17 protein-coding genes and 3 pseudogenes are annotated in these 19,219 nt (G+C 58.6%); 13 read left to right on the forward strand and 7 right to left on the reverse strand.

Going from position 1 to position 19,219, the window contains the following annotated elements; all coding sequences use genetic code 11:
- Positions 1-19: 19 nt before the first annotated feature.
- Positions 20-789, forward strand: a pseudogene (locus BSK43_RS20730) (rhomboid family intramembrane serine protease).
- A 168-nt stretch (positions 790-957) separates the two neighbouring features.
- Positions 958-1,392: a CBS domain-containing protein gene (locus BSK43_RS20735; RefSeq protein WP_068386828.1), complete on the forward strand. Its 435-nt coding sequence runs from the start codon at positions 958-960 to the stop codon at positions 1,390-1,392.
- A 74-nt stretch (positions 1,393-1,466) separates the two neighbouring features.
- Here BSK43_RS20735 and BSK43_RS20740 read toward each other — a convergent pair whose 3' ends face one another.
- The 3 genes from BSK43_RS20740 to folE form a co-directional block, all read right to left on the reverse strand.
- Positions 1,467-2,426 carry a patatin-like phospholipase family protein gene (locus BSK43_RS20740; protein WP_077471063.1) on the reverse strand — a complete coding sequence of 320 codons (960 nt, stop codon included), beginning with the start codon at positions 2,424-2,426 and terminating at the stop codon, positions 1,467-1,469.
- A gap of 106 nt (positions 2,427-2,532) precedes the next feature.
- A complete protein-coding gene (hisI, locus tag BSK43_RS20745) occupies positions 2,533-2,982 on the reverse strand; it encodes a phosphoribosyl-AMP cyclohydrolase (protein ID WP_077471064.1) in 450 nt (149 codons plus the stop codon).
- A gap of 25 nt (positions 2,983-3,007) precedes the next feature.
- On the reverse strand, positions 3,008-3,619 hold the full coding sequence (gene folE, locus BSK43_RS20750) for a GTP cyclohydrolase I FolE (RefSeq protein ID WP_068386820.1): 612 nt from the start codon (positions 3,617-3,619) through the stop codon (positions 3,008-3,010).
- 290 nt (positions 3,620-3,909) lie between these two features.
- Here folE and BSK43_RS20755 point away from each other — a divergent pair, with 290 nt between their 5' ends.
- The 6 genes and pseudogenes from BSK43_RS20755 (at position 3,910) to BSK43_RS20780 (ending at position 9,193) form a co-directional block, all read left to right on the forward strand.
- Entirely contained in the window at positions 3,910-4,371 is a 462-nt protein-coding gene (locus tag BSK43_RS20755; protein ID WP_077471066.1) for an iron-sulfur cluster assembly scaffold protein, read from the forward strand.
- A gap of 15 nt (positions 4,372-4,386) precedes the next feature.
- Positions 4,387-4,806, forward strand: coding sequence for a membrane protein insertion efficiency factor YidD (yidD, locus tag BSK43_RS20760; RefSeq protein ID WP_077471067.1), 420 nt, complete (start codon positions 4,387-4,389; stop codon positions 4,804-4,806).
- A gap of 4 nt (positions 4,807-4,810) precedes the next feature.
- The gene (locus tag BSK43_RS20765) at positions 4,811-5,356 is read left to right on the forward strand and encodes a DUF1697 domain-containing protein (protein WP_077471068.1); all 546 of its coding nucleotides are present in this window, start codon (positions 4,811-4,813) and stop codon (positions 5,354-5,356) included.
- A 63-nt stretch (positions 5,357-5,419) separates the two neighbouring features.
- Complete coding sequence (locus tag BSK43_RS20770) at positions 5,420-6,046, forward strand: hypothetical protein (RefSeq protein WP_077471069.1); 627 nt, start codon at positions 5,420-5,422, stop codon at positions 6,044-6,046.
- Between the two features lie 172 nt (positions 6,047-6,218).
- Positions 6,219-8,209 (forward strand): annotated as a pseudogene (thrS, locus tag BSK43_RS20775) (threonine--tRNA ligase).
- A gap of 144 nt (positions 8,210-8,353) precedes the next feature.
- The gene (locus BSK43_RS20780) at positions 8,354-9,193 is read left to right on the forward strand and encodes a lysophospholipid acyltransferase family protein (RefSeq protein WP_068386807.1); all 840 of its coding nucleotides are present in this window, start codon (positions 8,354-8,356) and stop codon (positions 9,191-9,193) included.
- Between the two features lie 60 nt (positions 9,194-9,253).
- Here the strand turns inward: BSK43_RS20780 and BSK43_RS20785 are convergent, their stop codons facing one another.
- Positions 9,254-10,375, reverse strand: a complete 1,122-nt coding sequence (locus BSK43_RS20785) for a hypothetical protein (protein ID WP_077471071.1) — start codon at positions 10,373-10,375, stop codon at positions 9,254-9,256.
- A 109-nt stretch (positions 10,376-10,484) separates the two neighbouring features.
- On the opposite strand from BSK43_RS20785, the gene BSK43_RS20790 reads away from it, so the two are divergent.
- The 4 genes from BSK43_RS20790 to BSK43_RS20805 all read left to right on the forward strand — a co-directional run bounded on the left by BSK43_RS20790 (position 10,485) and on the right by BSK43_RS20805 (position 13,433).
- The gene (locus tag BSK43_RS20790; protein WP_077471072.1) at positions 10,485-11,072 is read left to right on the forward strand and encodes a nitroreductase; all 588 of its coding nucleotides are present in this window, start codon (positions 10,485-10,487) and stop codon (positions 11,070-11,072) included.
- Positions 11,072-11,677, forward strand: coding sequence for a flavin reductase family protein (locus BSK43_RS20795; RefSeq protein WP_077471073.1), 606 nt, complete (start codon positions 11,072-11,074; stop codon positions 11,675-11,677). The genes BSK43_RS20790 and BSK43_RS20795 overlap by 1 nt, the downstream gene beginning before the upstream one ends.
- Before the next feature lie 108 nt (positions 11,678-11,785).
- Positions 11,786-12,937 (forward strand): DUF2336 domain-containing protein, encoded by a 1,152-nt coding sequence (locus tag BSK43_RS20800; protein ID WP_136687140.1) that lies wholly within the window; start codon positions 11,786-11,788, stop codon positions 12,935-12,937.
- A gap of 31 nt (positions 12,938-12,968) precedes the next feature.
- A complete protein-coding gene (locus BSK43_RS20805; protein ID WP_077471075.1) occupies positions 12,969-13,433 on the forward strand; it encodes a GNAT family N-acetyltransferase in 465 nt (154 codons plus the stop codon).
- Here BSK43_RS20805 and BSK43_RS20810 read toward each other — a convergent pair.
- The 3 genes and pseudogenes from BSK43_RS20810 to parE form a co-directional block, all read right to left on the reverse strand.
- Positions 13,405-14,619, reverse strand: a complete 1,215-nt coding sequence (locus BSK43_RS20810; RefSeq protein WP_077471076.1) for an AI-2E family transporter — start codon at positions 14,617-14,619, stop codon at positions 13,405-13,407. The two genes, BSK43_RS20805 and BSK43_RS20810, sit on opposite strands and share 29 nt — an antisense overlap.
- Positions 14,620-14,760: 141 nt before the next feature.
- Positions 14,761-15,894 (reverse strand): esterase-like activity of phytase family protein, encoded by a 1,134-nt coding sequence (locus BSK43_RS20815; RefSeq protein ID WP_077471077.1) that lies wholly within the window; start codon positions 15,892-15,894, stop codon positions 14,761-14,763.
- A gap of 149 nt (positions 15,895-16,043) precedes the next feature.
- Positions 16,044-18,108, reverse strand: a pseudogene (parE, locus tag BSK43_RS20820) (DNA topoisomerase IV subunit B).
- 206 nt (positions 18,109-18,314) lie between these two features.
- Between parE and BSK43_RS20825 the strand changes: the two are divergent.
- On the forward strand, positions 18,315-19,211 hold the full coding sequence (locus BSK43_RS20825; protein ID WP_077471079.1) for a dienelactone hydrolase family protein: 897 nt from the start codon (positions 18,315-18,317) through the stop codon (positions 19,209-19,211).
- Positions 19,212-19,219: the final 8 nt, after the last annotated feature.

Consider the following 19,219-nt stretch of genomic DNA (forward strand, 5'->3'; position numbering starts at 1 on the left):
AGAAAAGCAGAGCCAAGACATGGATGATGAAGAGCTGCCGCGCCCAGAGCCGGAAGATCCACGGCCGCAGCAACGTGTTCCGGCTTTCAACCTGCCGCCGGTCATCCTCGCCAGCCTTGCTCTGCTGGTGATCGTCTTCGCGGTCATGAACGTGCCGTCATGGTCGGACGACACATTGAACTGGATCTATTTCACCTTCAGCTTCATACCTGCACGGTACGCATTTTCGCTGTCGCAGCAGGGTCTCGAATGGCTTTGGACGCCGGTGACCTATTCGCTCTTGCATGGCGGCATCGAGCACATCGTTTTCAACAGCCTTTGGCTGATGGTCTTTGCAGCGCCGGTGGCTCGGCGCATCGGCACGTTGCGCTACGTGATTTTCTGGATTCTCTCGTCTGCCGCCTCCGCCTTCATGCATGCTGCCCTCTATTGGGGCGACCAGACATTGCTGATCGGCGCATCCGGTGTCGTCTCGGCGCTCATGGGCGCTGCCTGCCGTTTCGCCTTTCCGGCCATGGACGCCGCCGGCGCTCCATGGGGCAGGCGCATCTGAACCCGCGCCTCACCATTCTCGCGTCACTGCGCAGTCGCACTGTCGTTGCCTATATCGTAATGTGGATTGCCGGTAATGCACTCGTTGCCTTTGGCATCACCCTTGCCGGTGACAGCTCGCAGCCAGTGGCCTGGGATGCCCATATCGGCGGCTTTCTCTTCGGATTTCTGCTGTTCGCGCTGTTTGATCGGCAACCAATCACAGAAGTGCAGAAAGCCCCGCCGCTGGACGAATGAAGCTGTTGCTTTCTTGACGCCGCGGGCGCACCATTATCATCCGTCGGTCTTGGGATAGAGGAGATCGACTCGACCGACGGGCAGTGCGCCGGTTTGAGCTCCGGGGGTAGTTTCGGAACATATCGGACGCTTGAAGTGTTCACCATGCTTTCGAGATGGGAGGATCGAATGTCAGTTTCCGTAAAAGCCATACTGGATGCCAAAGGCCGCGATGTCGTTACCACCGGGGGTAACACCACGGTTGGCGAAGCCGCTAGGATACTCAACGAGAAGCGCATCGGCGCAATTGTCGTCGTTGGGGCAGGCGGCAAGATCTCGGGTATCTTTACCGAGCGAGATGTCGTCAATGCCGTTGCCAAGGATGGCGCAGAGTGCCTCGATAAGCCGATTGCATCGATGATGACGGCCAAAGTGCATCGTTGCAAGGAAGACACCACCACCGACGAGTTGATGGAACTGATGACGTTGCGTCGCTTCCGCCATGTCCCCGTCGAGGAGAAGGGCAAGCTCAGCGGCATCATTTCGATCGGTGACGTCGTCAAATGGCGTATCCGCGAGATCGAACTCGAGGCCGAGCAGATCAAGGCCTATATTGCCGGGTGAAAAGTGGTTCGGCTCAGTCGATGCAGTCGACCCGGCGGGGTCGATTGCGGCGACGAAGGGCCTGATCCCAAATATTAGCGCGCATAGGCTTCCTGCATCCGGCGGATCTCGGTCAGTCTGGCCAGGGTTTCCTCGTAGCCGCGCTCGATCGCTTCACCTGCGCGATGAAACTCCGAAAGGCCGATGTCGCTCAGGCGCGGATGCAGCGCCAGGTCGGGTGGGTCTCCGGCCAGGCGCGCGCGGGCAATCCTGTCCTGGATAATGTTAAAGGCCTGCACCATGACGCCGGTCATGCCGAGTTTCGTGGCAGGCGCGTCTTCGCGGCGCAACAGGTCGCCATTTGGCGGGCCGACATTGTGTTTGATCACGGCGGATCGACCATAGAGATCGTAATGCAGGTTCACCCCGACCACGAGCGGCTGTTCATAGGTGCGGCACACAGAAACCGGTACGGGATTGACCAGCGCGCCATCGACCAGGGTTCGGCCGTTGGAGCGCACCGGCTCGAAAATGCCGGGCAGGGCGTATGAGGCCCGCAGGGCCGTGATCAGGGAACCATTGGCAATCCAAACTTCGTGGCCGGTGTTCAGCTCCGCGGCAACAGCGACGAAAGGATGATCGAGATCTTCGATCGAAAGCCCTTCGAGATGTTCCTGCATGCGCTTGGTCAGCCGCATCCCGCCGAAGAGGCCACTGCCGCCGATGGTCAGATCAAGAAGGCTTGCGATGCGGCGCATGGTCAGCGAACGGGCGAAAGCCTCCAGCTCGTCGAGCTTGCCGGCGAGATAGCAGCCGCCAACGAGGGCCCCGATCGATGTGCCGGCAATCATGCCGACAGCTATCCCGGCCTCATCCAGGGCGCGCAACACGCCGATATGCGCCCAGCCTCGCGCCGCACCGCCGCCGAGTGCCAGCGCGATCTTGACCTTCTTTGGGGGAGCGGTGACCGGAGGTGAATTGGATGTATCTTGCGAGGTGCTCAAACCGGTCGAGTTCTGTCCGCCGCTATGACGATTCAAACCCCAATTCAGCATTTGAACTCTCCTCCGGAGCCTAATGTGCCCCCAGCAAAATACTGTCCCTTTTTCGTTTCCAAATCGTATATCGGTTGTAACTAATTAGCGCACTTCGCCAATAGGTCTAATGTTTGTAGACTTCGTCCGGATCGAAATGCAGGTGATCATCGACCACGCTCAGCATCGGCTTTCCGTCTTCCAGCTCGACAGTACGATAGAAACAGGACCGGCGTCCGGTGTGACAGGTGGCGTCATGCCCGGCGACGTCGACCTTCAGCCATATGGCGTCCTGATCGCAATCGGTACGGATTTCCTTCACCGTCTGCAGATTTCCGGATGTCTCGCCCTTCTTCCAGATTTTTCCGCGAGAACGGCTGAAATAGTGCGCCGTGCCGGTCTTGATCGTCAAGGCAAGCGCCTCGGCATTCATGTGTGCGACCATCAGCAGTTCGCCGTCATGCGCATCGGTTACGATCGCTGTGATCAAACCGCGATCGTCGAAACGGGGCGTGAAATCGCCTGCGTCTTCGAGCTCGGACTTGTCTTCGGAAGGCGCATTGAAAATCATATTCATTTCCGGCTCTTTCCTTGGAGCCCGGTTAGCGGCCCCGGACCATCGACATGAAACGTACTTGTTCAGCAGGGTCTGCCTTGAAAGCGCCGGTAAAGGTCGTGGTCAAAGTCGTCGCCCCCTGCTTCTGCACACCGCGCATGGCCATGCACATATGCTCGGCATCGATCATGACGGCAACGCCGCGTGGGCGGAGCGTATCGTCGATCGCATTGGCAATCTGCGCAGTCATGGCTTCCTGGGTCTGCAGCCTGCGGCCGAAGATTTCAATGACGCGTGCGATCTTCGACAGACCGAGCACGCGACCGTTCGGCAGATAAGCGACATGCGCCTTGCCGATGATCGGCACCATGTGGTGTTCGCAATGCGAGAAGAATGGAATGTCGCGCACGAGGACGATGTCGTCGTAGCCGGCAACCTCTTCAAAGGTGCGGCCTAGTACATCCTCGGGATTCTGGTCGTAGCCGGCGAAAAGCTCGCGATAGGCCTTGGCGACACGAGCCGGCGTATCGAGCAGGCCTTCGCGCTGCGGATCGTCACCAGCCCAGCGAAGCAGAACGCGGACTGCGTCTTCGGCTTCCTTCTGCGACGGACGTTCGGATTCAACGACTTGCGGAAAATTCTTTACAATGGCGTCCATTACCTGTGGTTCTCCTACCCGCTACGCGGATATCATCTGTCGGACTCGCCACTGGCATCCCCGAGATACGGAGATTGTGTACCTTTGGCGGGCTCCGGGGCGTTCTGGCTGGCGGACAAGCCTGCCGTCCTGCACGGTTTCCCATCAAACTTACAGAAGACCATTGCATTTCTATGGTCTTCGAACGACATACATATAGTATGGCATCGTTCCTGTGAAAGTGTCCTAAACGGACACGCTGTGTTTTTTATTACGCAACGCAACACAGGTGCATCGGAGCAAAATCTGTGATGGACGACATCTACAACAGCAAAATCCTGGAATTTGCCGGTAATATCGGCCTTATCGGCAGTCTTCCTGACGCCGATGCCAGTGCCCAGGCCCATTCCAGACTGTGCGGTTCTCGCGTAAAAATCTGGCTGAAAATGGACGGCGATGTGGTGACCGATTTTGCCCATGACGTCAAGGCCTGCGCGCTCGGCCAGGCGTCGTCTTCGATCATGGCCCGCCATGTCGTTGGAGCATCGGCGGAAGAATTGCGCCAGGCGCGCGAGGATATGCTCGCGATGCTCAAGGCTGATGGTGAGGGACCAAGCGGTCGCTTCGAGGACATGCGCTACTTGAAACCCGTCCGGGATTACAAGGCGCGTCACGCATCGACAATGCTGACATTCGATGCCGTTGTCGACGCGATCGGCCAGATCGAGGCGGAACGCCAGGGCGGAAACGCCAAAACGGCCGCAGCTGTCTGATCGAGGGTCCGTGCGATGTGTCAATTCTGTCTCATGCAGGACGACGATGAAGACGAGGGCGGCGCGGCGGCTCCGAAAAGCGCACGACGCAATGCGGAGCCACCCAACCGGATAAATCAATCACGCAACTATTCCGGCCCTTTCCGCAAGACGCCGGACCGCCTCTTCGGCATGGGCTTCATCCGCCTCTATCAGCTAACCTTGTCCGGCTTCATCGGCAATTCCTGCCGCCATATCCCGACCTGCTCGGAATATGGCTACGAGGCGATTGCCCGGCATGGTCTATGGGCCGGTGGCTGGATGACGCTGTTTCGGGTAGGGCGCTGCGGCCCCGGAGGCACAAGCGGGCTTGATCCGGTGCCCGATACATTGGAGAGCCGCTACCATTGGTGGGCGCCTTGGCGCTACTTCCGCCTCGGGCAGAAGGCCGCCTGACGACATGGCGATCTACGTCGCGCTGCTCTACAGCATCGTTCTCGGTCCGGGCCGCAGGGTTGTGATGGCCGATCTCAAGGCGATGGCGGAGGCGCTCGGCTTTCGCAACACCAGAACGCTTGTCGCAACTGGCAATCTGATTTTCGAAGGCGAGAGACAGCCCATTGCCTCGATCGAGGCGAAGCTCGAAGCCGGCTTTGCCACAGCCTTCGGGAAACATGTCGATATCATCGTGCGCGACGCGGATACATGGCTGAGGCTTGCAGAAGGCAATCCCTTTCTTGACGGGATCGGCAGCGAGGTCATCATTCGCGTCATGCGTCAGCCGCTTGAGCCTCAAGTCCTCGATATATTTGCCAGATATCGACAGGACGAGCGCATGGCTGTTGTCGATGGCGATCTCTGGATCGATTTCGGCCTCAAAGCTAGCGACACGAAGCTATTGTCGGCTCTGACGACCAAACGTCTTGGCATCGGAACGATGCGCAACTGGAACACCGTGCGCGGAATCGATGAAATGATTAAGCGCGCGAAAACAACTCGTATTTGATAAAAAAGTAGCGAAATATACCCTTAATTTCATATTGATTGAGCAATAATCTCGGTCACAACTATGACGATGAACCTGGGTGGGAATGCATTGAGCCAGGATATCTCAAAAGACCCCAAACAGGAGCTGCAAGCAAAAGCAGCAGCGGCCAACAGACGCGGTGAATTCCTCTTAATCGTATTGGGTGCCGCGTTCCTTATCACGATCCTGGCTTGGGTTTTGTTCCATTACGAACTAAAGGCCGCCTGTTACTTCCGCGACAATCCATTTCTACGTGATCTGTGGCCGCCGAATGCCACCGCTTTGTCGCAAATGCAGAGGCTACCGTATTCCGAGGGGGATCAATGTACTTTCTTCGGTGTCAGATCGATAGCGAGCCTAACCTTGCTGTTGGGTTTCACCACTCTTCTTGCCTTGACCTTCAAGGCATTGAGGGGATTCAGAGTCAAGAAAGTACCCCTGATCTTTCCGGTTTTGTTGATAGGTTTTGCTATACTTTTCATGTGGCTGGATAAGTTCGACAATCACCACGGCCCGTACGCTTGGCTTGGCTTCCACCCGAGTGATTCCATCAACGCCGCAATCATCAAAAGTCTCTTCAGAATCTACCTATATTACTGGTTGCTTTTTGTCTGGGTTGTCAGCCTGATTGAGTATTTTTTTTGGAAACGAGTTCCCACGATCTCCTGATTTTACCGCCAAAAATCCACTCGATTTTTACGACCCTGAGACCCACTTTCCTTTACTAAATCATGAAAAGTCATTATCAGGCTGCGGTCGATCGTACGCAACTTGCGGATAATTGACCGCTTCCATAGAAACCACCCGCATTCGTTGGCGGGACTGGACAAGGAGAATATCGATGTCCCAATCCGTTTCCCTGACATTTCCCGATGGTTCCGTGCGCAGCTTCGCTGCCGGCACGACCGGTCGCGATGTCGCCGAATCCATTTCAAAGTCGCTGGCCAAGAAGTCGGTCGCCATTGCCATTGACGGCACCGTGCGTGACCTCTCGGACCCGGTAACTGACGGCAAGATCGAAATCATAACCCGCACGGACGACCGCGCGCTGGAACTCATCCGGCATGACGCGGCGCATGTGATGGCCGAAGCGGTTCAGGAACTGTGGCCCGGCACGCAGGTGACGATCGGTCCGGTCATCGAGAACGGCTTCTATTACGACTTCGCCAAGAATGAGCCCTTCACGCCCGATGATCTTCCGGTCATCGAGAAGAAGATGCGCGAGATCATCCAGCGCAATGCTCCGTTCACCAAGCAGATCTGGTCGCGCGAGAAGGCAAAGGAAGTCTTTGCAGCCAAGGGCGAGCGCTACAAGGTGGAGCTGGTCGATGCGATCCCTGAAGGTCAGGATCTGAAGATCTACTATCAGGGCGATTGGTTCGACCTCTGCCGTGGTCCGCATATGGCGTCCACTGGCCAGATCGGCACGGCGTTCAAGCTGATGAAGGTGGCCGGCGCCTATTGGCGCGGCGACAGCAATAATCCGATGCTGACCCGCATCTACGGCACGGCATTTGCCGAGCAGGCCGATCTCGACAATTATCTGCATATCCTTGCAGAGGCCGAGAAGCGTGATCATCGTCGCCTTGGCCGCGAAATGGACCTGTTCCATTTCCAGGAAGAAGGCCCAGGCGTCGTCTTCTGGCACGGCAAGGGCTGGCGCATGTTCCAGACGCTCGTGTCCTATATGCGCCGGCGGCTGCAGGGCGACTATCAGGAAGTCAACGCACCGCAGGTGCTCGACAAGTCGCTCTGGGAAACCTCCGGTCACTGGGGCTGGTATCGCGACAACATGTTCAAGGTCACGGTTGCCGGCGACGATACGGATGACGATCGTGTCTTCGCGCTGAAGCCGATGAACTGCCCCGGCCATATCCAGATCTTCAAGCATGGCTTGAAGTCTTATCGCGAACTGCCGATCCGGCTTGCGGAATTCGGCAATGTGCATCGTTATGAACCCTCGGGCGCATTGCATGGCCTGATGCGCGTGCGCGGCTTCACGCAGGACGACGCCCACATCTTCTGCACCGACGAGCAGATGGCCGCCGAGTGCCTGAAGATCAATGACCTTATCCTGTCGGTCTATGAGGATTTCGGCTTCAAGGAAATCGTCGTCAAGCTGTCGACCCGTCCGGAAAAGCGAGTCGGTTCCGACGCGCTCTGGGACCGCGCCGAAAGCGTGATGATGGATGTGTTGAAGACCATCGAGGCGCAGTCGGAAGGCCGCATCAAGACCGGCATTCTGCCGGGCGAGGGTGCGTTCTACGGTCCGAAGTTCGAATATACGCTGAAGGATGCGATCGGCCGCGAATGGCAGTGCGGCACCACGCAGGTCGACTTCAACCTGCCAGAACGCTTCGGTGCCTTCTACATCGATCAGCATTCGGAAAAGACCCAGCCGGTCATGATCATCGCGCCATCTGCGGCTCGATGGAACGTTTCCTTGGCATTCTGATCGAGAACTTCGCCGGTCACATGCCGCTTTGGGTTTCGCCGCTTCAGGTCGTCGTGGCGACGATCACTTCGGAGGCGGATGCCTATGGCGAAGAAGTTGCCGAAGCGCTGCGCGACGCCGGCCTCGATGTGGAGACCGATTTCCGCAACGAGAAGATCAACTACAAGGTCCGCGAACATTCGGTGACGAAGGTTCCCGTGATCATCGTCTGCGGCAAGAAGGAAGCCGAAGAGCGCTCGGTCAACATCCGCCGTCTCGGCAGCCAGGTTCAGACGGCGATGTCGCTTGATGAGGCCATCGCATCGCTTACTCTCGAGGCCACGGCGCCGGATATTCTGCGCAAGCGGGAAGCACGGCGCGCCAAGGCCGCTGCTTAACGGCAAAATGATACCTGACGGCACTTTAAGGGTGCCGTCAGACAACTGACATAAATCTTTCATATAGTTTATAAATCAAAGCGTTGCTGCGGCCGCTGTATATCGCGCAGCTGAACGATAGGAGCGGGGCAGCCCGTCGCGCATTTGGATTTCAAAGAATTATCCTACGCCAATGAACGGGACCCGCGTATCAAGCGCTGGTTCATCCGCTCCATCGAAGGCCTATCCGGCCGCGATCGTTATGCTCGACTTTATGATATCTGGCGTAGCGATATCGTCGGCAAGAGCGAGCGCGTCTTCGGTAAGATGCTCGATCTCATCGACGTGCGCCTGCTTGCCAAGGGCGAATGGCCTCCGGTCCAGATTCCCGACGCGCCGATCGTCATCGTCGCCAATCATCCCTTTGGCATCGGCGACGGGATCGCCGTCCTGGCGCTTGCCGAGCAGCTCGGCCGTCCGTTCAAGGTCCTGATCAACAACGAGTTGTTGAAGGTGCCGGAGATGCATGATTATTCGCTGCCCGTTTCCTTCGAGGAAACCAAGGAAGCGATGGCGATCAACATGAAGACGCGTCATGAAGCCGTTCGTCTGCTCAAGGAAGGCACGACGATCATCATCTTTCCCGCTGGCGGCGTCGCCACTGCGAAGAAGGGTTTTGGCCGCGCCGAAGACCTGCCGTGGAAGATATTTCCGGCAAAGCTGATCCAGGCGGCGCGCGCTAGCGTCATACCGGTCTATTTCGAAGGGCAAAACGGCCGGCTGTTTCATCTGGCGAGCCGCCTTTCGATGACGCTGCGCCTCTCATTGTTGATCCGCGAATTCCGGCGTCTGTCAGGAAGCACGATCACAGCGCATGTCGGTGCCCTGATGAGCTGGGAAGCGCTGAGCGAAGGAAGCGACCGCAAGGATATGCTCTCGAAGCTATACGGTGCCGTATTTTCGATGGCGCCGCCAAGAAGGATGCTGCGGCGAAAGGCTGTCTGAGGGGCGAGATACTTCTGCCTGCTTTTGAGCTTCGATGGCGTAAAAGCAGCACTCAAGGCCTCAATCCATGCTTTCGCCTTCGTCGCCTCCGGCGGGTACCAGTTGTTCATATGTCGGCAATGGTTGTTGGGTGGAGGTCGCCGGTTGCGTCTGGGGGCTTTGGGTCTGACGCATCTGCGGCATCTGGATCGGGAGCTGCTGGGCCGGTTGCTGGTCGTCGACTTCCTGCGGCTGCTGTTCCTTCATCAGCACTTCCACATCGGTGTTGGTACCCGCAACGACGGTAAAGTCCCGCTGGTAGATCTTGTCCTTGTTGCGCGCCACCGCTGTGTAGCGGCCCTCGGCGAGCACCATGGTCGGGAAGGCGCTCAGGCTTTCCCCGACGATATCGCCGGCAGAGGTCAGAATCGACCAGGCAGTATCGGCAATCGCTTCGCCGCCGGCGTCAGACACCAGCTTGAGCGTGATCTTTGCCGCCCGGTGCTGGATGGTCGCCTCCGTCACTTTGCCGGCTTCGACCTGAATATCGGCGCGGATGACTGCGTTGACGCTGCCATACTCCGAAACGATGTGGTAGGTGCCCGCGCTCAGACCCACCAGCGTGTTCGGCTTGACATCGGCCATGACAAGGCCGCGTTCGCCATCTTCCTTGGCCTCGCTGGAATAGATCGAGAAACTCAATTCTTTCGGCGGAATGCGGACATCCGATCCGGAAACGGCGTTCAGCACCATGCCGCCGGCGTCGAGAACCATGGTTTGCTTCTGGGTATCGCCAGTTTCCTGCACGCTCAACTTCTTGGTCACGCCAGCGCGGCCGAAGGAGACATTGACGAAATAGTCACCGGGTAGAAGATGGAAGGCGGCCGAGCCACCCTTCGAGCTTGCCACCAGCGGCAGCTTGCCGTCGGCGCCGGCAATCGGGCTGAAGACATACCAGGACAGGCCCTGCTGTTGCGGGCCGCTCTGCGGGGTCAGCTTCGCTTCAAGCCAAACGTCACGCAATGTGCGGGAAGGCGAATTTTCGCCGCCGGGCGCTACAAATGCGTTGAGCTTCGGCATCTTCACGCTGCCATCGAGCTGCTTGAACTCCTTGAAAGCCTCCTGCGCGGATGCGGTGCTATTGAGGCTCAGCAGGACGGCAAAAGCCGCGCTCAATCGGCGAGCGGATGAAATGCCTGACATGGGTTCCGAACCGATTGACTTCCGATAAAACACACGCCACTTCAAAACCAATGCGGTGGCAAATTCAAGACCCACATCCTCGTATCTGTAAAATGAGAGCAATCACTCAATGAAAACCGACATCAAGCTGATCGATTATCTCGCCGTGCGACGATCTATCCCTGCATTTCAAATGGCAGAGCCCGGTCCGGAAAAGGCCGAGATCGAGGAGATCATCCGATTGGCCTCGCGCGTGCCGGATCACGGCAAGATCGCCCCTTGGCGCTTCATCGTCTATCGCGGCGAGGAGCGTGCGCGCATCGGCGAAGAGCTGCTGAAGCTTGCATTGGAAGCCAAGCCTGATCTGTCGGAAGAAATGATCCAGGTGGAGCGCACCCGCTTCACGCGTGCGCCGGTCGTGATTGCCGTCGTCAGCAAGGCGGCGCCGCATGTCAAGATCCCGGAATGGGAGCAATTGATGTCGGCAGGCGCGCTTTGCCTGAACCTGCTGATTTCGGCCAATGCTCATGGCTGGGTATCCAACTGGCTGACGGAATGGTTTGCCTATGACGAGCGGGCCTATCCGTTGCTCGGCGTTGCTTCGGGCGAGAAAGTCGCCGGCTTCATCCATATCGGCTCCTCGAGCTTCCCACCCGTCGAGCGTCCGCGTCCGGAATTGTCGGAAACGGTGACATGGGTCGGTGGCGGGGACGCCTGATGTTCTACACGACGGATACCAATCGTCACGGTCTGGCGCGCGACCCCTTCAAGGCCATCGTCGCGCCAAGGCCGATTGGCTGGATCGGCAGCAAGGGCAGGGACGGTTCGCTGAACCTGTCCCCCTATTCCTTCTTCAACGCGGTCAGCGACCAGCCGAAGCTGGTGATGTTTTCGTCCGCTGGACGCAAGGACAGTGTTCGTAATGTCGAGGAGACCGGCGTGTTTACGGCCAATCTCGTCAGCCGCAACATCGCTGAAAAGATGAACCAATCATCCATCGCCGTACCCTATGGCGTCAACGAGTTCGAATTGGCCGGGCTGACTGCAAGGTCGGGCGAATTGGTCGATGCGCCCTATGTCGGTGAGGCCTTTGCGGTGCTGGAATGCCGCGTCACCGAAATTCTGGAGCCGAAAGGCCTGGATGGCGAGGCTTCGGAAAACATCATGGTCATCGGCCAGGTCGTTGGCATCCATATCGATGAAACGATCATTCGCGATGGGAGGCTTGATATGGCGCTGGCAAGGCCGATCGCGCGCATGGGCTATATGGACTATAGCGAAGGCAGTGATGTCTTCGAAATGATACGCCCCAAGGCACCCTGACACATATCGCGCTCATTTTTCTTGGTTAATGAACAAGGTAAACGCCCCGTAAACCTTTGCCCGCTAAGGTTGGCAGCATGAGTTCGCGGGGCGGGAATCGCCTCGCCGATATCGAGGCGTAACGTGATCATAGAAGCATTCCTTCGCTGGGCCGAGACCGCAAAGGCAGACAACAGAGCCAGGGCAGCCAATGCCCTCGGCCGCGCCTATCTGCAATCGGACATGCCGAAGGAAGAGCGCGTGGCCGCCGAAATGGCGATGACCTACTTGCTCGATGATCCGTCACCGCGCGTACGACTGGCGCTGGCCGAAGCCGTCGCCCGCTCTTCCGATACTCCGCGCAACGTCATCTTGTCCCTTGCCGAGGATCAGCCCGAAATTGCCGGGCAGATCATCCTGTTTTCTCCGGTGTTCACCGATGCCGATCTGGTCGATCTCGCGCTACATGGCAGCGATGTGACGCGGATTTTGATCGCGTCGCGCGGGCAGGTGCCTCGGATGGCTTGTGCGGCCCTTGCGGAGATCGGCGGAGAGACCGAGATCCTTTGTCTTCTCGAGAACGATGGGGCATTGCTTTCGCAGGCTTCGCTGAAGCGTATCGCAGAGCGTCTTGGAGACTGTGCCGACATACGCGGCCTGCTTCTGTCCCGCGATAGCCTGTCATCCGACATCCGGCACCTGTTGATGCGCCGGGTCGGCGAGGCGCTATCGGAATCGAGCCTCATCCAAACGGTTATCGGCGCCGGCAGGCTGCAGCAGGTGACTCGTGAAGCCAGCGAATCGGCGACCGTTGCCATCGCCGGATCTGCGCAACACGAACAACTTCCGGACCTGGTCGAACATTTGAGGCAGAGCGGCTGGTTGACGCCTGCCTTCCTGATGCACGCACTCTGCTCCGGCAAGGTCGATTTCTTCGCCTGCGCCATCACCAATCTTTCCGGTTGCGACGAACGACGCACCCGCTCGATCATCTCCAGAGGCCGAGCCCATGCCATCCGTGCGCTTTACGAGAGCGCCGGACTATCCCGGGACATCAGCACAGTATTCGTGGAGGCGACGCTCACCTGGCGTGATGCGTCACGGGCGAATGGCGGAGCCATGCTCGAGAATGTCTCGTCTCTCCTGATGCGTAAATTCCGCCTGTCGGAGCAGCCGGCTGCGGCCACGCAGCTGCTCGACATGGTGGAGAAACTTGCGAATGCCGAGCGGCGACAGGCCGCCCGAGGCTTCGCCGCACTGGCGACCCTCGCCGCCGCGTGATATCCAGCGACAGTCTTCACCGAGGTGTATCTTGTCGCTGTCTATCGCTGTTGAATCTCCCCGCCAGGATGGCGTTATCCGCCTTCTCAACATGTCGGATGCCTATGCGGAATCGCTTTATCCGGCCGAGAGCAACCACATGCTCGACCTTGCTTCGCTGGAAAAGCCTGAGGTGACGTTCTGGGTTGCGAGAATCAACGGTGATATCGTCGGGTGTTGCGGGCTCGTGGAAGCAGGCGACGGCACCGCGGAAATCAAACGCATGTTCGTGGATCCCACTGCCAGAGGGCTTAGCGTTGCGCGCAAGCTGATGGAGACGCTCGAAGCAGCTGCGTCCGAAAAGCGACTTGAAGCCATCCGCCTGGAAACCGGCATCTATCAGCCGGAAGCGATCGCCCTCTACAAAAGGTTCGGTTATGTGGAGATTGCGGCCTTCGGCAGCTACCAGCCAGACCCGCTCAGCCTGTTCATGGAGAAGAGGCTGGCTCTGACTTAGGGACGCGATCAGCGTTCGGAACTGTGGGGCCGCGCAATTGCAGCTCCGGCTCTTGCGCATGCTGCTCTTCCGTCAATTCCGCTTCGCGAATCCATTCGCGCCAGATGGCGACGATGATTGCCATCAAGACCGGGCCGATGAACAGACCAAGGAAGCCCATGGTCTTTACGCCGCCGACGAGACCGAAGAAGGTCGGTAGGAAGGGCAGCTTGATCGGGCCGCCGACAAGCTTCGGGCGAAGCGTCTTGTCGACGATGAAGAGCTCGACCGTGCCCCAAATAAACAAGGCAATACCCGCCCAAAGCGAGCCGCTGGCGACGAGGTAAATCGAGACAAGCGACATGGACAGCGGCGCGCCACCCGGGACGAGGGCCATCACGCCTGTGAGAACGCCGAGTGTGATCGCAGATGGTGCACCGGCGATCCAATAGGCCACACCGAGCACGATGCCTTCACCGATGGCGATCAGTGTCATGCCCATGACGGTGGAGCTGATAGTCGCCGGAACGACGCGGGAAATCCGCTCCCAGCGGTTCGGAAGGATGCGTTCGCCAAGGAGATCGACCTGGCGCACGAATGTCGAGCCATCGCGATAGATGAAGAACAGAGCGATCAGCATGAACAACAGGGTCAAGACGACATGAAACGCGTTGCCGCCTGCCGCCAGGACTGCCCTGTAGATGTTGCCGATATGCGCGCCGCTGACCAGTTGCGCCAGCTCGCCGATCGAGCCCGGGCTGCCGACATATTGCGTCCATTGTTCGCCAAGCCATGGGCCGACGACAGGCAAGGCCAGGATCCATTCCGGTGTTGGCGCGCCTTCGCGGTTGACATGAACGGCCCAGCCGAACCATTCGCGCACTTCACCGGCCATGTAGATGGCCGACAGCACGATCGGCAGGACGAGAAACGTCACGATGAAGACAAGGGCGATGGTGGCCGCGAGCGTCGTATTGCCGCCGGTGCGGCGCAGCAGCTCGCTATAAAGCGGCCAGGTGGCGAAACCGATCACCGCTGCGGCTAAAACCGGAACAAGAAAGCCGTAGAAGAAATAGGCGCCGGCAATGGCAATCAGAATTAGCAGCCAACGCGCAGCGGAGATGGATGGAATAAGCGGCATGCGCGCATGCGCACTAGACCCCAGCCAACGGTGCTCCTTCGGCTTCTGACGTTCAAATACACCCACCGGACTTACTTTGCCCCTCTTCAACTAGATCCACCCGGTTATGGGGTACGATCTAGGCTCTTTCAAGAGCAACGCCCTGAAAGCCTCTTTATTCCGATGCCGTGACAATAACACGACTGACGTAAAGATAATAACAAGGCGTCAGGAGGGGCGGCGGATCACCTTGAATGCGAAAAACTGGGTCTTTTGCATCGGATTGAAGTTGTTGTCGGCGACAAGGATCAATACATCCGTGCCGTCCTTGGCCTTGCCGAACGCAATGCCTTCGATGTTGTCAGGGGCAAGGCCGAGAGCCCGCAGATCCATGATCTGGGCCTTGCGCACCGGCACGATACGCTGATCGGTCTTCGCCAGGGAAGAGATGTTCGATACGTCGGTTGCGCCGTCCAGATCGAACATATTGATCACGATGGTATTGCCGATGCCCTGCGCGTAGCCGCGTTCGATCGCGAGCAGGTGGCGGTCGTCAAGTCCGATGATCTCGGACAGGCCGGAATCGTTCCAGCCGCTTGCGGTGGGCGGTGCCTGCGGGATTGGCGAGATCGGATAGACATATTGCGCCTTCTGCTCTCCTGCCGCGACGTCATAGCGGATGAGACGGGCAAGCGCGCCGCCGGTGAGCGTGGCGATCTGTCCATCCTGATAGAGCGCGGATTCCGTGCCGACGATCAGATCTCCACTGGAGAGAAAAGCCAGGCCTTCGAAGGCGAGATTGTCACGGATGCCAGTGCTCTTGTCGGCGGTGGGCGCGAATCCATCCGGCAATGAAAATTCGCGCATGAAGCTGCCGTCTCGGTTGGCGATGCGAACGAAGGGCGGCAACAACGCCTTGCCGTCGCCTTCACTGCTCCAATAGATGCCATCCCTGCCGAGGCGAATGGATTCCGCATCCACCTTTTTCACTGCGAAAGGCTGGCCGTCTTTATCCTGCAGCGTGACATGATCGAGAACAGCTACGCCTTTCAGGCCGTCGGCGCTGACGTCGATATCCAGGTGGTAGAAGCGGGCCGGCGCCTTTTCGGAGCGATCATCGCTGATGGAAATATAGCGGCCGGTGGCCGGATCAAATTCGATGCCCGAGAGGCCGCCCACTTCGACGCCATTTTCGGTGAAGCCTGTCGGAATATCATAGCTGCCGAGATAGGAGAGGCTGATGCCGGCGTTGCAGTCGCCAAAGGGGCAGGGCACGTCGATGGTCGTGCCGATGTCTGCAGCGTGAACGGGAAGGCCGAACAGGAAGGCGGCGGCAAGAGCCGACAAAATGGGCTTCAACATGGCGATATGGTCAATCCGAGCGGTTAAATGGCGACATTCAAGCTAATGCCGCCATCTATGCATCCGTCCATGACGCGCTCGTAACGAATATCCGACAATCCGATAAAATATCGGGGATAGTGCCGGGCAACGGCAACCCGTTGCGGTTGTCAGATATCCAGATCCTCGGCGAAAGCCGCACGCTCCTGAATAAAGCGGAAGCGGGCATCGGCCTTGGTGCCCATGAGATTGTCGACGGCATCGCGCGTGCCCTCGAAATCGACCTCGTCGATCTCGACGCGCAACAAGGTCCGCTTGGACGGATCCATCGTCGTTTCCTTGAGCTGCGCGGGAAGCATTTCGCCCAAGCCTTTGAATCGGCTGATCTCGAGCTTGCCTTTGCCCTTGAACTCCGTCTCCATCAGCTCTAAGCGATGCGCGTCGTCGCGAGCATAAATCGATTTCGACCCCTGCGTGATCTTGTAGAGCGGCGGAACGGCCAGGAAAAGATGGCCACCGCGGACCAGCTCCGGCATTTCCTGATAAAAGAATGTAATCAGCAGCGAGGCGATGTGAGCACCGTCGACGTCGGCATCGGTCATGACGACGATGCGCTGATAGCGAAGGTCTTCTTCCCGGTATTTCGAGCGCGTGCCGCAGCCCAGCGCCTGGATCAGATCGGCGATCTGCTGGTTGGCCGAAAGCTTTTCGCGGCCGGCGCTGGCGACGTTGAGGATCTTGCCGCGCAGCGGCAGGATCGCCTGGATTCATGCGATTGCGCGCCTGCTTGGCAGAGCCACCGGCCGAGTCACCCTCGACCAGGAAGAGTTCGGCGCCGGCGGCGGAGTTCTGCGAGCAGTCCGCGAGCTTGCCGGGCAGGCGCAGCTTGCGCACGGCGGTCTTGCGGTTGACTTCCTTTTCCTTGCGGCGGCGCATGCGCTCCTCAGAGCGCTCGATCACCCATTCCAACAGCTTTTCGGCTTCGGTCGGATTATCGGTAAGATAGTGGTCGAAGGGATCGCGCAGAGCGTTTTCGACGATGCGCTGCGCCTCGACGGTCGCGAGCCTATCCTTGGTCTGGCCGACGAATTCCGGTTCGCGGATAAAGATCGAGAGCATGCCGACGCCCGATATCATCACGTCTTCCGTGCTGATATTGGCGGCGCGCTTGTTCTGCGTCAGCTCGGCGTAGCTCTTCAAACCCTTGGTGAGCGCGATGCGGAACCCGGCCTCATGGGTGCCGCCTTCAGGTGTCGGGATGGTGTTGCAATAGGAATGGATCTGCGGATCGCCGCCGTACCAGGTGATTGCCCATTCCAGCGAGCCGTGACCGCTATCCTTCTCCGTCTTGCCGGCGAAGATCTCGCGGGTGACGGTGAACTCGTTGCCCATCGTTGCCTTGAGATAGTCTCTCAGGCCGCCGGGGAAATGGAAGACGGCCTTCTCAGGAACATCAGAGCCCTCCGGCGCCAGTTCCGGATCGCAGCTCCAGCGAATCTCGACGCCGCCGAACAGATAGGCCTTGGAGCGCGCCATACGGAAGACGCGGGCCGGCTCGAAGCGGGCATGATCGCCGAAGATCTGCGGATCGGGATGAAAGCGGACACGGGTGCCGCGGCGATTATGGACATCGCCCAGTTCCTCTAGGCCGCCGACCGGCACGCCGCGCGAAAAGCGCTGGCGATAGAGCTTGCGATTACGGGCAACCTCGACTTCCAGATCATCCGACAGCGCGTTGACGACGGAGACGCCAACGCCGTGCAGACCGCCCGAGGTCTCGTAAGCCTTGCCATCGAACTTGCCGCCGGCATGCAGCTTGGTCATGATCACTTCGAGCGTCGATTTGCCCGGTACCTGCGGATGGTTTTCCACCGGGATGCCGCGGCCGTTATCTGTGACGGTCAGATAGCCCTGCCGGTCGAGATAGACCTCGATGAAATTGGCATGGCCGGCGACCGCCTCATCCATGCAGTTGTCGATGACTTCGGCAAAGAGATGGTGCAGCGCCTTTTCATCCGTGCCGCCGATATACATGCCCGGACGCATGCGGACCGGCTCAAGCCCCTCAAGAACGCGGATCGAGCTTGCACCATATTCTTCGGCTGAAGATGTCGTCGGCGCCGCACGCTGCGGCGGCGTTGCCACAGGCTTTTCAATCTTCAAGGCGGGCTTTTCCGTTGCCTCCGGCTTAGGCGCGCTAGGCAGTCCGGAGAAGAGATCGTTGCTGTTATCCATAGAATTTCAAGCTGCTCAGATTTGTTCTGGTGGGGCCAGACCCCTTTTATTATCGCATTTGTGGTCGCTATTCGCAAATCACCGTGATTCTGCCAGAAACGGCACACAAGAGCGATGGCGCCCCACGACGGGGCAGATTTATAAAGAGATTTGCGTTGCCGGGTGACGAATGGCAAGCCCGGTGGCCGATCGGAGGAAGTGTCCGCATGCGAATGTCCACAGCTCATTTGCCTATCCTGGCCGCAATATCAAGCTTTCTGCTGCTTGCGGCCGCCTCCAGCGCCGATGCGGAGATGCTGAAGCCCTTCAAGGACGAACTCTTTTCCAACCAGACCGTGCTCGAGAGCCATGACAACGGCGCGTTCCAGACGATCGATTATCAGGAGATGCGGGATATCAACGGCCGTGACCAGATCCCGGAAAAGCGCGTCAAGCCGGCCTATGTCGACACCGGCGTCCGCTGGAAGGCGCAGGAAGACGAGACCCTGCAGCTCGGCGATCGCAAGATCGATGTCACGCGGATAGGGCCGGCATCGAAGCAGGCCTTCACCGTCATTTTCATCCACGGTCGTGGTGGCGACCGCCGGCTCGGCTCCAACGACTATACGTTCGGCGGCAACTTCAACCGGCTGAAAAACCTCACCTACGCAAACGGCGGCACCTACTATGCGCCGAGCGTCAAGAGCTTCGACAGCAACGGCGTCGCCGATATCGCGGCGCTGATCCGCCATTCCTCCGAGCAATCCGGCGGCAAACCCGTCATTCTGACCTGCGCCTCGATGGGCAGCTTCATCTGCTGGGGCATCACCCGCGATGCTGAAAGCGTCAAGCGCCTGAAAGGGATGGCAATTCTGAGCGGCGTCACCGATCCGGATTTTACGAAGAGTGCCTTCTACAAGGCCAAGCTGCCGCTTTGGTTTACGCATGGCAGCAAGGACCCGGTCTATGCGGCAACCGACCAGCAAGCCCTGTTCGAAAAGCTCTACAAGGCGCATTACCCGACGCGGTTCACGCTTTTCGAAACCGGAAATCATGGAACGCCAGTGCGGATGACCGATTGGCGCAGGGTGCTCAACTGGATCGCTGATCCACAAGCCTCCTGAAACATATC

The sequence above is a fragment of the Rhizobium sp. P44RR-XXIV genome (genome assembly GCF_001999485.2).
Taxonomy (GTDB): domain Bacteria; phylum Pseudomonadota; class Alphaproteobacteria; order Rhizobiales; family Rhizobiaceae; genus Rhizobium.

Bases quoted from the DNA above. Each gene is read 5' to 3' on its own strand.
- BSK43_RS20735 (WP_068386828.1), top strand. From the start codon at position 958: ATGTCAGTTTCCGTAAAAGCCATACTGGATGCCAAAGGCCGCGATGTC.
- BSK43_RS20740 (WP_077471063.1), bottom strand. From the start codon at position 2,426: ATGCTGAATTGGGGTTTGAATCGTCATAGCGGCGGACAGAACTCGACC.
- hisI (WP_077471064.1), bottom strand. From the start codon at position 2,982: ATGAATATGATTTTCAATGCGCCTTCCGAAGACAAGTCCGAGCTCGAA.
- folE (WP_068386820.1), bottom strand. From the start codon at position 3,619: ATGGACGCCATTGTAAAGAATTTTCCGCAAGTCGTTGAATCCGAACGT.
- BSK43_RS20755 (WP_077471066.1), top strand. From the start codon at position 3,910: ATGGACGACATCTACAACAGCAAAATCCTGGAATTTGCCGGTAATATC.
- yidD (WP_077471067.1), top strand. From the start codon at position 4,387: ATGTGTCAATTCTGTCTCATGCAGGACGACGATGAAGACGAGGGCGGC.
- BSK43_RS20765 (WP_077471068.1), top strand. From the start codon at position 4,811: ATGGCGATCTACGTCGCGCTGCTCTACAGCATCGTTCTCGGTCCGGGC.
- BSK43_RS20770 (WP_077471069.1), top strand. From the start codon at position 5,420: ATGACGATGAACCTGGGTGGGAATGCATTGAGCCAGGATATCTCAAAA.
- BSK43_RS20785 (WP_077471071.1), bottom strand. From the start codon at position 10,375: ATGTCAGGCATTTCATCCGCTCGCCGATTGAGCGCGGCTTTTGCCGTC.
- BSK43_RS20790 (WP_077471072.1), top strand. From the start codon at position 10,485: ATGAAAACCGACATCAAGCTGATCGATTATCTCGCCGTGCGACGATCT.
- BSK43_RS20795 (WP_077471073.1), top strand. From the start codon at position 11,072: ATGTTCTACACGACGGATACCAATCGTCACGGTCTGGCGCGCGACCCC.
- BSK43_RS20815 (WP_077471077.1), bottom strand. From the start codon at position 15,894: ATGTTGAAGCCCATTTTGTCGGCTCTTGCCGCCGCCTTCCTGTTCGGC.
- BSK43_RS20825 (WP_077471079.1), top strand. From the start codon at position 18,315: ATGCGAATGTCCACAGCTCATTTGCCTATCCTGGCCGCAATATCAAGC.